Here is an 8685-nt window from a genome sequence, read left to right as displayed (position 1 = left end):
TAAACAAACTAAAATACTATCCGCTTGCGTTAATTTTAATTATAGTTTTATTTATTGCAGTTATATTTTTCTTTTATAGTAGTAATAAAAATGCTACTCAAAATAAGTTATGGTCTGGTATGGCAAAAGAAACGGCGCATCAAATTGGCACACCATTATCCTCTTTAATTGGCTGGACAGAAATTTTAAAAAGCGAACATGTTAATCCTGAATATATTTTTGAAATTGAAAAAGATGTAGATCGGTTAAAAACCATTACCGAACGTTTTAGCAAAATAGGATCTATTCCTACCTTAGAAGTTGCTGATATTATTGAAGAAACCATTAACTCTTACGATTATTTAAAATCGAGATCTTCAAAACTTATTGATTTTGAAATTATAACTCCAGAAGGTGATATCCCAGTAAGACTAAACAAACAGCTGTATAGTTGGGTTATTGAAAACTTGGTTAAAAATGCTATTGATGCTATGAAAGGCAGAGGCAAACTTACCGTTGAAATCTCTCAGCTTGAAAATAATATAAAAGTAAGTGTAACAGATACCGGAAAAGGTATTCCTAAAAATCAATTTAAAAAAATATTTGAGCCTGGTTTCACCACAAAAAAACGTGGTTGGGGATTAGGCTTATCACTTACCAAACGTATCGTTGAAGATTTTCATGACGGCAAAATTAAAGTGTTACAATCTGAAATAAATAAAGGTACCACCATACAAATTGCTTTAACCCGAGCGGTTTAATAATTTTTTAAATCATGTCTGAAAAATTCATTACCATAAAAGAAGTGACACTAAACAACAACTGTCCTGAATGTTTTAGTAAAGATGGTTTGCGTTTAACATTTAAGCAGAAGTTTTTAGAAACTAAATTTTACAAATCAATTACTAAGGAAATTAGCCATAGTATTACTTGTGAAACTTGTAATACTACTATTTATCCTGTGCGATGGACAGATGATATTGAGCGTGTCTTTGAGTATCAGAAAAAAGCTTTTGTACCTAAAAAAGCATCGACCTATTTAAAAAAGTTGTCTTGGATTGTTATTATATTCATTGCAATAGTAATTACAGCAACAGTGTTTACAATGCTATATACTAAATTATAATTGTGCCTTTATTGCTTCGGCTATATTTTGAAATTCTTCAGCAAGTAGCTTTACTTTTTGAATAAAACGAGTATCTTCCATAGTATGCAACGGAATTAAATGCACATGTACATGTGGTACTTCTAACCCAATTACCGTCATTCCTACTCGTTTACACGGAATCGCTTTTTCAATAGCCACAGCCACTCGTCTTGAAAAGATCATTAAACCGGAATAAGTAGCTTCATCTAAGTCAAAAATTTTATCAACTTCTTTTTTAGGAATACATAGCGTGTGACCTTTGCTATTAGGATTTACATCTAGAAATGCTAAAAAGTCATCCGTTTCAGCTATCTTATAACAAGGTATTTCGCCATTTACTATTTTAGTGAAAATTGAAGCCATAAATCTTGAGGGTTTTGAGAGTATATGTAAATATAAAAGATTCCTACTTAACTTAAACAGGAATCTTTTTAAAAATTATTTTGCTTTTAATTACCTGGAAATCTCTATAATATCAAATTTCATTACACCGTTTGGCACTTGTATTTCGGCTACATCTCCAACTGATTTACCTAAAAGCCCTTTCCCTATTGGTGAATTCACAGATATTTTACCTGAGGCTAAATCTGCTTCACCATCGGCAACCAAGGTATAATTCATTTCCATACCATTGGTTTGATTTTTTATTTTAACTTTTGATAATACTAACACTTTAGAATTATCTAACTGAGATTCATCAATTATGCGTGCTCCAGCCAAAGCATCTTCTAATTTAGAAATTCGCATTTCTAACATCCCTTGTGCTTCTTTTGCAGCATCATATTCGGCATTTTCACTTAAATCGCCTTTATCTCTAGCTTCAGCAATCGCTCTTGACGCTTTTACACGCTCCACATCTTTTAATTGCTTTAACTCTGCTCTTAATTTTTTTAACCCTTCTGGTGTATAGTATGATACTTTACTCATAACTTCATCGTTTATTTAATAAAAAGATGCTGAAATTAGAGATTCATAAAATTCCATTTTAAATTAGCTATTTTATGAATAAACAAGTTCAGCAAATAAAAAAATCTCGCATAAACGAGATTGTATAACAAATATACAAAATATTTATCTCAATCTGCTTTTTGTTAGTAAATTGCAATTTAATTTTTAAGCATAATGAAGCCTTATTTATATCTTTTAATTGTTATTATTTTTACTGCATGCAGTAAAAATTCTGTCGATAAAAATTGTAATTTTTTGCTTGATGTTGGTGTTAATGTAAGCATTAATATGAGTTTACCACAGTATAGCCAATTGGCATTTGTAAATAACCCTGTTTATGTGCCAAACGCAGGTAACGGGGGCATTTATGTAAATAATACGGGTACTGGCTTTGTTGCTTTCGATGCTACAGATCCCAACCATATACCAAGTTCTTGCTCGGTATTAAAATTGTCTGGAATTAATGGTGTTTGCGGTTGCGATGATGAGAATGAATATAGCTTATCCAATGGTTTGCCTTTAAATAACCCTAGTTTAAGATGTCCTTTAAAAGCTTATCGTGTTGAAAAAAACGGAACTACCCTTTTAATTTTTAACTAAAAAAGCCTCAATATAAATATCGAGGCTTAAAAAATACTACTTGCTTTTTTTTAAAATTTTAAAGTCGCTCCAATTAAAAAATTAGTAGTTGCTTGCGGATAAAATCCAGCACCTTCAATAGTTGTTGTTATTCCTGGAGATGACCATGTATCATCATAAGTATAATAATAGCCGTTTGAGATATACTTTTTATTAAAAATGTTATTTACTAAACCAGATAATATAATGGATTTAAATAAAGATTTTGGTTTAATCTCATAAGTTACATTAAAATCATTTATAAAATAACTGTCTAATTTTGATGATTCAGAATCGTTATTACCCATAAATTGTTCGCCAACATATTTACTTAAAAGTGACATTTGAAAATTATCTCTGGGTTTAAAAACCAAAGTATTTGCTGCTACTAACTCTGGTGAAAACGAAATATTTGTTTTGCCCAAATTTTCTAAAACACCATCTCTCTGAAAAAACGTTTCTTTATTTTTATTAGAACTTAAAGTTATATTGGGCTGTATTGCAAATTGCTCTGTAATTTGTATTGCGGCATCAACCTCTAATCCTAATCTGTAACTATCACCACTATTGGTTCTTATTGGTGTACCTGTATTGTCTATCGCTCCTGTTAAAACTAATTGCTCGTTATATAACATATAATAAGCATTTGTGCTAATTCTGAATTTTTCATTGTTATGTCTCCAACCTAATTCAAAATCGTTTAGCTGTTCTGGTTTTATATTTGGATTACTTTCAAAATCGCTACGACTTGGTTCGCGGTTTGCCCTTCCATAAGAAAAATAAAGGTTGTTTTTAGTATCAAACTCATAAGTAATTCCTGCTTTTGGATTGAAAAAATTATACTGCTCATCAACCAATAAATTAATCCTGTCTGATGTTAACCCTGTAGTTTTATAATTCACAAAACGCATCTGTAAATCGCCATACAAACTCACTTTATCGCTAAGTCGGTAAGTGGCTTTTGTAAATAAACTAAAGTCTTTTTTCTTACCTTGTCCGTTATAATAATTATCACCTATTTCAGAATTACTTGCGTAGCGTGCCCAAATAATTTCTCCAAAATGATTGCCAATATAACTGCTGTATGATAAACCAAAAGACATATCTAATACATTTTTCTTATAATTTGCTCCTGCATTTACCACATAAAAATTATTATCTAACCAACGGCGACGAATTAAATCGGTTTCATTAATAGTTTCATTTCCAATGGTTATTTCTGTTAAATCATATTCATCAAAAGATTCATCTTCTTTATATTGCTCGAAATAACCACGACCTTTAGTATAATTAAGCCCTAAATTAGTAGACCAATTATTGTTATAGCGTTCGTTCCAATGTAATTGGTAATGGTCTTGTTTGTAATTGTCAACCTCATCTTTATGAAATCGGATTGTCCCATCTTCATCGGTGTACATTCCAGCGGTATTAAACGTTCTGTTATTGGCTAAAAGATCTAAATCCTCTAAACCATTCCACGATTGATAGGTGATTTCATGTCCGCTAAATGTAATGGCTTTAATTAAAGTATTCTCGTCTACGTAAGATCCTTGAAGGAAATAGGATTTTAAATCTGAAGATGCTCTATCTATATAACCATCTGAATTAATTTTAGATAAACGACCAGCAATTTCAAAGTGATTATTGATTTTTCCAGTGCTAAATTTTACAGTGTGTTTTCTGGTGTTATAACTCCCGAAAGCATTAGAAATTTCACCATTTGCTTTTTCCGAAACAGCATCGGTAAGCACATTAATACTAGCACCAAAAGCACCCGAACCGTTAGTTGATGTGCCTACACCACGTTGTAGTTGTAGGCTCTCAACCGAAGAGGCTAAATCGCTTAAATTCACCCAGAATGTTCCCAAAGACTCCGCATCGTTATACGGGATTCCGTTAATTGTGATGTTGGTAGATTGTGCATTAATACCACGTATACGAATACCTGTATAACCAACTCCCGCACCAGCATCTGTAGTTGTAACCACAGATGGTAAATAGTTTAGCAAAACAGGAATGTCTTGCCCTAAATTACGTTTAGCTAATTGCTTTTTGGTTACATTCGAGTGTGTAATTGGCGATGTAGCATTTACCCGAACCGCTTTTACTAAAACCTCGTCTAGTTTTTCTGTTTTAGTAGAATCTTGTTGGGTTTGATTTTGTTGTGCGTTTGCACTGACTGATAACACTAATAGTGTTAAAAAAAGAAAAATGTTTTTAGTTTTGATTACTTTATTTTGAAAGTCAAAACTGAATCTCCTAAAATAGTAATTGTACCTTTTTGAAGAAAGAATAAGAAATGTAGATTTCATTACGATTTTTTTAAAATCGAATAAAAAGAGGTAATTATTCTTTATTATTAATAATTAGTTTTTGAAGCATCTGCTTCATTTCCTTACGCTAATCGTGAAAGCTTCTAGCTTTAATAATTCTTTGGCATTCACTAAAAATATCCATAAGATATTTCCTTAACGCTCGCTTCCTAAACAGCATTACCTGTTCTAGGTTCAATGGGTATGATCTCAGCCGATAATAGGCACCCCTTTTTTGAGAACGCTGCAAATGTATAAACCAATTATCAATTATCTATTATATATTGTTAATTATTTTTAATCGATATCAGGTTTTTTTCGATTGGCTTTTTTTTCTGAAAGATTGCGCTTATTTTTTAAGCGTTTTCTAATTACAGATTTAGGGATTTTTGTTGGAATTCGTTTTTTGGGTTCTATTAAACTCGTACTAATTATTTCAATAAACCGTTTAATGACTAAGTCTTTATTTTTATGCTGACTCCTACTTTCGTCACATTGTAAAATAAGCATACCATCTTTGGTTAATCGGTGTTGGAGCTTGTTTTTTAAACGTTCTTTTTGGTTTTCATTAAATACAACAGAATTTAATAAATCGAATTGCAATTCCACCTTGGAAGCTACTTTGTTTACATGCTGACCACCAGCACCAGAACTTCTAATTGCTTTAAATGTTAACTCTTGTAATAGCGCGTCTTTATTAAACATTACTGTGTTTGGTGTTCTGGCTTTAATAAATCGTTTACGGTTTTTACAGGATTAAATGTGGTTACAGGAATTTCAACAAAAATGCTATTCCAATATGCCATACTTCCATTCCAAAGCCCAGGTAATTCAAGAGCTTTTATACCTACTCCATTTTGTGTTTTCATGGTTATAAAAGCTGCATTGGGGTCAACAAAATTTAAAAGATTGAATTTTTCGCCTTTATAGTTTTTAGTCCCACAAACTAAATCTGTTGGATTAAAATGAGTTGCATTTTTAACAATTTCTGCTTGCGCTGTATCTTCAATATTTATTTGAGCAAACTCTACTATTTGTAATGATGTTTCACCATGTTCATCTTTAACCCAAAACGGACCGCCCCCAGGTTCTCCTTCATTTTTAACCATACCACAAACGCGAATAGGTCTATTTAATTTTTCTTTTAAATACTGTTTCTTTTTTTCTGGTGTTAAATCATCAAAGTCGTCAAGAATTGATACATTCATTTTTTCAGATAAAAACATAGCAATAGTTAGCATATCACTTTCTGAAGCAGAGTCGTTATCCAGTTTATGTAAAAATGAAAAGGCTTGTTCTTGGGCTTGAATTAGTACACCCGCAATTAGCTTTTTATAGTTAGATAGTTTTTTATTTTTATTGAATACTACAATATTATCGATGTTTTTAATAAAAATAAGATCGCTATTTAAATCGTTTAAATTTTCTAATAAAGCACCATGACCAGCAGGTCTAAACAATATTGAATCATCTTCGCTTCTGTAGATATCATTTTGGTTGGTTAATGCCACCGTTTCGGTTTCTGCTTTTTGATAAGAAAATGATACATCAAAATTTGTTTCTGTTCTTTGTTCTAATTGGGCTTTAATTTTAGTTAATTCCGAATTAAAATACTCATGATGATTTTCTGAAACTGTGAAATGAAGTTTAGCTTTGTTATTTGATGAAGCGTATAAAGTAGATTCTAATAAATGCTCGTAGAAAGCAGTAACAGCTCCGTCCTTATATTTATGAAAAGGCAATAATCCTTTTGGTAGAAAACTATAGTTTAAAGCCTCTTTACTTAACATGGTTTTTACAAACTCTAAATATGCCTCATCTTCACTTAAATTTTCGAAATTAGGATGTATCGTTTTTGCTTCTAATAAAACCGCATTGTAAAACGGAAACCTCTCTAAACCAGAAATAAATGGCTTTATAAGCGTATCGTTTTGCCTTTTAGCATAATTGTCAATAGTTTCTTTTTTAGGATTGAAATGGTTTAAAAACTGAAATAAAAATTTAAACATACGTGTTGCTGCACCAGAAGCTGGCACAAACTTTACAATATCAAAATTATTTTGTTTGGTTTCATATAAATTAACGAAATCTTGAATTTCAATTTCATTATAACGTTCAATACCGTTTCCAATATTTGCCGCAGCCACTAAATTAGAATACGACATGCCGTTTTTTATACGCTCAACTTGCGCGGTAACTTGAGCAATTGTGATGCCTTTATTTTCTATATGCTGGATATCTTTATCTGAAAACATTAATCTTTGGGATTTAATAATTCATCAATATGCTTAATTGCTATTTCTAATCGTTCTTTTTTATTTCCTTTTAGTAAAATATACGGTCTGTTATTATCTATTAATGCGTTTTCAAAAGCTTGAAACATCTCTTTTCTGTATTCTGGTTTGTCACGTAAATCATCAGCTTCCCAAGGGGTATCAATATAAGTTAAAAAGTATAAATGGTATGTGTTTTTTAAAGCATATTTTTCTAAAATAGGATTGCAAGTTCCTAAATAATAAGCTTCGGAATATACTTTGGTTTCTAATAAATCGGTATCGCAAATTAAAACAGAGTCTGTTTTTCTAGCTAACTCGTTTTCTAGTTTTATTTGTCCTTCTGCAATAGGTAATAAATCTTTTGGCTCACAAGTTTTTCGTTCGTTATTCCATTTATTTTGTAAATATTCGCGTGCATACTCTGGCACCCAAACCGAATTATAATAACGCGCTAATTGTCTAGATAATGTTGTTTTTCCCGTAGATTCTGGACCAAATAAAACTACTTTTATACAGTTTGCGGGTTCTTGTTTAAGTTTTTCTTCCATAAAAAATAAGCTTGTATAGCTAAAATTGTAAATATAAGATATTGAAAAGATAACATACCCCAACCTCTATAAGCATAAAGGGGTACCGTAATAATATCTGCTATTATCCAAAGCGTCCAATTTTCAATTTTCTTTTTAGCCATGTACCACATACCCGTAAAAAACATGCCCGAGGTAAAAACATCTATATAATTAGATGTAGTAATTTCTACACCAGAAGATTTATAAACGGCATAAGTAACAACCATTGTTAACACAAATAGCCCAAAACCAATGATTTTCTCTTTAGTATTTGTTCTAGAAATTTGAACGACCTTTTTATTGTTTTTAGTTCTTGCCCAATTCCACCAACCGTAAATACTCATTATAGAAAAATAAAAATTCATCATCATATCTCCAAAAAGTTGATCTTTCAACAGAATATAAACTGAAATTATCGTAGCAATTAGTCCCGTTGGATACACTAAAATATTTTCTTTTTTAGCATACCAAACACTAGCAATTCCAGTAACAAATATAATGGCTTCTAAAACTATGATATAAGTTTCCTTATCTCGATAAGAATCCAAAAAAAAATCAAAAATGGGGTTCATAATCTTGTCTATCGGATTTTACAATTTTCATATACAATAAACCCTTTTCAATTAATTCAAAAGCCTCCTTTATTTCGGTAGTAAGTAATCGCATCACTTCATCATAATCGCCATAAACTTGTGTACTTAATGGATTTTCTAAAATTTTAAGATTTGATGCTCTTAACTTTTTTATAAAATGAATGATTGCTGGTTCAAAGTCATTTTGTAAAGGTGTTAATGTTAATTCTACTGATATTTTCATTAGTTTTTTCTATTTTAAAT

Annotated in this window: 11 protein-coding genes; 3 read left to right on the top strand and 8 right to left on the bottom strand. The window is 31.0% G+C overall.

The genetic code is table 11. The annotated features are described in order from the left end of the window. Together AADI82_RS11235 and AADI82_RS11230 are read left to right on the top strand one after the other, a co-directional pair. On the top strand, positions 1-740 hold a 740-nt coding region (locus tag AADI82_RS11235), incomplete at its 5' end, for a HAMP domain-containing sensor histidine kinase (protein ID WP_341216530.1). A gap of 14 nt (positions 741-754) precedes the next feature. After that, the gene (locus tag AADI82_RS11230; RefSeq protein WP_341216529.1) at positions 755-1105 is read left to right on the top strand and encodes a hypothetical protein; all 351 of its coding nucleotides are present in this window, start codon (positions 755-757) and stop codon (positions 1103-1105) included. Here the strand turns inward: AADI82_RS11230 and AADI82_RS11225 are convergent. Both AADI82_RS11225 and greA read right to left on the bottom strand, forming a co-directional pair. Continuing rightward, the gene (locus tag AADI82_RS11225) at positions 1100-1489 is read right to left on the bottom strand and encodes an HIT family protein (RefSeq protein WP_341216528.1); all 390 of its coding nucleotides are present in this window, start codon (positions 1487-1489) and stop codon (positions 1100-1102) included. The two genes, AADI82_RS11230 and AADI82_RS11225, sit on opposite strands and share 6 nt — an antisense overlap. Before the next feature lie 90 nt (positions 1490-1579). Then, positions 1580-2053, bottom strand: coding sequence for a transcription elongation factor GreA (greA, locus tag AADI82_RS11220; protein WP_034041927.1), 474 nt, complete (start codon positions 2051-2053; stop codon positions 1580-1582). Between the two features lie 195 nt (positions 2054-2248). Between greA and AADI82_RS11215 the strand changes: the two genes are divergently transcribed. After that, positions 2249-2674, top strand: coding sequence for a hypothetical protein (locus AADI82_RS11215; RefSeq protein ID WP_341216527.1), 426 nt, complete (start codon positions 2249-2251; stop codon positions 2672-2674). A 50-nt stretch (positions 2675-2724) separates the two neighbouring features. Here the strand turns inward: AADI82_RS11215 and AADI82_RS11210 are convergent, their stop codons facing one another. The 6 genes from AADI82_RS11210 to AADI82_RS11185 form a co-directional block, all read right to left on the bottom strand. After that, entirely contained in the window at positions 2725-4881 is a 2157-nt protein-coding gene (locus tag AADI82_RS11210; RefSeq protein WP_341216526.1) for a TonB-dependent receptor, read from the bottom strand. A 420-nt stretch (positions 4882-5301) separates the two neighbouring features. Beyond that, positions 5302-5709, bottom strand: coding sequence for an alternative ribosome rescue aminoacyl-tRNA hydrolase ArfB (arfB, locus tag AADI82_RS11205; RefSeq protein ID WP_341216525.1), 408 nt, complete (start codon positions 5707-5709; stop codon positions 5302-5304). Continuing rightward, the gene (locus AADI82_RS11200) at positions 5709-7259 is read right to left on the bottom strand and encodes a DUF4301 family protein (protein ID WP_341216524.1); all 1551 of its coding nucleotides are present in this window, start codon (positions 7257-7259) and stop codon (positions 5709-5711) included. The genes arfB and AADI82_RS11200 overlap by 1 nt, the downstream gene beginning before the upstream one ends. Next, positions 7259-7828: an ATP-binding protein gene (locus AADI82_RS11195; RefSeq protein WP_341216523.1), complete on the bottom strand. Its 570-nt coding sequence runs from the start codon at positions 7826-7828 to the stop codon at positions 7259-7261. Before AADI82_RS11195 ends, AADI82_RS11200 begins: the two co-directional genes overlap by 1 nt. After that, positions 7789-8421 (bottom strand): nicotinamide riboside transporter PnuC, encoded by a 633-nt coding sequence (gene pnuC / locus AADI82_RS11190; RefSeq protein ID WP_341216522.1) that lies wholly within the window; start codon positions 8419-8421, stop codon positions 7789-7791. The genes AADI82_RS11195 and pnuC overlap by 40 nt, the downstream gene beginning before the upstream one ends. Next, complete coding sequence (locus AADI82_RS11185; RefSeq protein ID WP_341216521.1) at positions 8405-8665, bottom strand: thiamine-binding protein; 261 nt, start codon at positions 8663-8665, stop codon at positions 8405-8407. The genes pnuC and AADI82_RS11185 overlap by 17 nt, the downstream gene beginning before the upstream one ends. Positions 8666-8685: the final 20 nt, after the last annotated feature.

It is taken from the genome of uncultured Wocania sp. (assembly GCF_964021735.1).
Lineage (GTDB): Bacteria > Bacteroidota > Bacteroidia > Flavobacteriales > Flavobacteriaceae > Wocania_A.
The sequence above is the reverse complement of the archived record's forward strand: the minus strand, read 5'-3'. Positions and strand labels throughout refer to the sequence as shown.